Annotated in this window: 3 protein-coding genes and 1 pseudogene; 2 read left to right on the top strand and 2 right to left on the bottom strand. The window is 45.9% G+C overall.

The window, feature by feature from the left end; genetic code table 11:
• A partial coding sequence (locus tag ACTIE6_RS19760) for a hypothetical protein (protein WP_439558285.1) occupies positions 1-771 on the bottom strand: 771 nt, incomplete at its 3' end.
• Between the two features lie 103 nt (positions 772-874).
• Here ACTIE6_RS19760 and ACTIE6_RS19765 point away from each other — a divergent pair.
• A complete protein-coding gene (locus tag ACTIE6_RS19765) occupies positions 875-1,465 on the top strand; it encodes a thymidine kinase (protein ID WP_439558286.1) in 591 nt (196 codons plus the stop codon).
• Positions 1,466-1,480: 15 nt separating this feature from the next.
• On the top strand, positions 1,481-2,122 hold the full coding sequence (locus tag ACTIE6_RS19770) for an SGNH/GDSL hydrolase family protein (RefSeq protein ID WP_439558287.1): 642 nt from the start codon (positions 1,481-1,483) through the stop codon (positions 2,120-2,122).
• A gap of 57 nt (positions 2,123-2,179) precedes the next feature.
• Here ACTIE6_RS19770 and ACTIE6_RS19775 read toward each other — a convergent pair.
• A pseudogene (locus ACTIE6_RS19775) lies at positions 2,180-2,309 on the bottom strand (3-deoxy-7-phosphoheptulonate synthase); the annotation flags it as partial.

Genomic DNA, 2,309 nt, shown 5'->3' on the forward strand with positions numbered 1-2,309 from the left:
CGCAACGATATCGCCCAAAACGACAGAAACAGGCTCGGCGCGTGGCGGTCCCAGTCTGGTACCGGCCGGCTCCAGTTCACTGAATGCTGAGTCAAAAAAGGATTTTGGCTCCTGCCTGGTACTTACAGGCTTACTAACTTCCTGAATGCGCAACTCATTGATGTTAACCGGGAATACATCTGAAAATAATTGTAGATGCTCGTCGGTATCGTCCAGAAGATCTCCATTGTCTTTTAATTCATACAACCAGCTCACTGCCTGCGTTTGGTACACCGAGTCGGAGCCGCTGTCGGTTAGTCTGCCCAGCATTGCTTCTGCGATACCGCGGTGAATGTGCGTGTATTTGAGCAATTGCTCGGCCTTTTCGTGTGTAAATTCAGCGTCAGCAGTGGAGCGAATTTTAGCTTCAAAATATTCAGCAGGAGCAAGCAGCAGCCGCAATGCATCCTTTACAGATTCGGAAAGCAGCGGTTCAAGATCTGCCCTTTTGACTGCAATATGCTGGGAAGCAGTATTCATGAAATCTTCCAGCGCCCGTTTAACATCTTCGTGAGCAAAATCGAAGTACGGACTGCGAAATGCCTCTGCATTGCTTTTCCATGCTTCAAATAACCGGTTAAGAATTCCCAGATTGACCTGCCTTACCGGAGTGAGCTTCAATAAACCTGCCCCGTTGATTACATCTTGGGCCCTGTAAACATCATTCAGAACAGTTGTAGTAAAGCGGGCGGCATATTGGTTGAGTGCATTTGAATTCAAATTATCCGGCATAACGAATATGAGCTTTTGATAAGGATCGTGATTAAAAAAATTTATGTTTGCTTTGTAAATATAATCAAAATTGACTCTTAAGAAGGTCAATCCGACACCAAAGATGTTTGTAGAACCGTCCCCTAAAAGAGCAGATCAACACCCTAAAACGGGATGGATCGAGGTGATCTGCGGCTCGATGTTCTCCGGGAAAACGGAAGAGTTGATCCGGAGACTGAACAGAGCAAAAATAGCGCGCCAGCGCGTACAGATTTTCAAACCAGCACTGGATAAACGTTACCACGAAGAGAACATTGTTTCGCATAATGACAATTCGATTCGCTCCATTCCGGTCCAATTTTCCACTGAGATTCTGGACCTGGCGCAGAATTGTGAGGTTGTAGGGCTTGATGAGGCGCAATTCTTCGATGAGGCCATTGTGCAGGTTTGCAACGATCTCGCTGATTCCGGCAAGCGGGTGATTGTTGCCGGACTAGATATGGATTATATGGGAAAACCATTTGGCTGTATGCCGCAACTCATGGCAACTGCGGAATATGTCACCAAAGTGCACGCAATTTGCATGGTGTGCGGCGAAGTTGCATCCCATTCTTACCGCCTCACTGCCTCGGATGGGCGGGTACTACTCGGAGAAACCGATCACTACGAAGCACGTTGCAGAAGGTGTTTCAATCTCGGCGAGCACGCGTACTAGCTCTTTCCCGAACGCATGAAAAATAAAAAGCTGCTGACTGCCTCGCTCCTGCTCAATTTCATCTTAATCGCATCGATTACAGTCTTTGCAGTTATTTACAGGGATAAAATCATGCAAAGGTTTGTGAGTATCAAAGGAAATCCCACCATTGTCATGTACGGCAATTCGCTTACTGCACAGGGGAAATGGGTAGAGTTGCTCGGCCGTACTGACGTGATGAACAATGGACTTCCCGGACTTTGTACTTACCATTTTCTACAACTAATCGATTCACACGTAGTAAACCTTAAACCTGAGATCTGCTTTTTGGAAGGCGGGATTAATGATATCACTGTCGGCGTGTCACAAGATAAGATACAGGCTAATTTCCAGGCTATTCTTGAAATCATGATCAGGAATAACATCAAACCTGTTGTTACACTTACCCCTTTCGAGCAAAACGATCCGGTAAGCCAGGCCGAAGTAATTGCATTAAACAGGTTCCTGGTTGACTATTGTCAGAAACACAGCATTACTTACATTGATCTCAATGCACGGATTTCAGATGCTACCGGGTTGCGGCCGGAGTTTGCAGTAGATAAAACCCATTTGAATGAGCGAGCATATGAGATTTGGGGAGAGGAAATCAGCAGGGTATTGAGAGAAAGCAAACTTTGAGATAACAAAAAAGGCTGCCCGAAATGCGGACAGCCTTCAACTAATATATTATCGTAACTAGGCACTCACCTGGTTCATCACTTCCGTTTGCTTACGGATAGATTCCATGTGTACCAGCTTGAACAATTCATCCACTAAGTTAGGATAAAGGTTCATGCTCTTGCCCCAGCCTGCGCGGGTTTCCAAT

This window comes from Dyadobacter sp. (assembly GCF_051859145.1).
Lineage (GTDB): Bacteria > Bacteroidota > Bacteroidia > Cytophagales > Spirosomataceae > Dyadobacter.

Excerpts from the sequence above, each read along its gene's own strand:
- ACTIE6_RS19765 (WP_439558286.1), top strand. The coding sequence starts at position 875 with ATGTTTGTAGAACCGTCCCCTAAAAGAGCAGATCAACACCCTAAAACG.
- ACTIE6_RS19770 (WP_439558287.1), top strand. The coding sequence starts at position 1,481 with ATGAAAAATAAAAAGCTGCTGACTGCCTCGCTCCTGCTCAATTTCATC.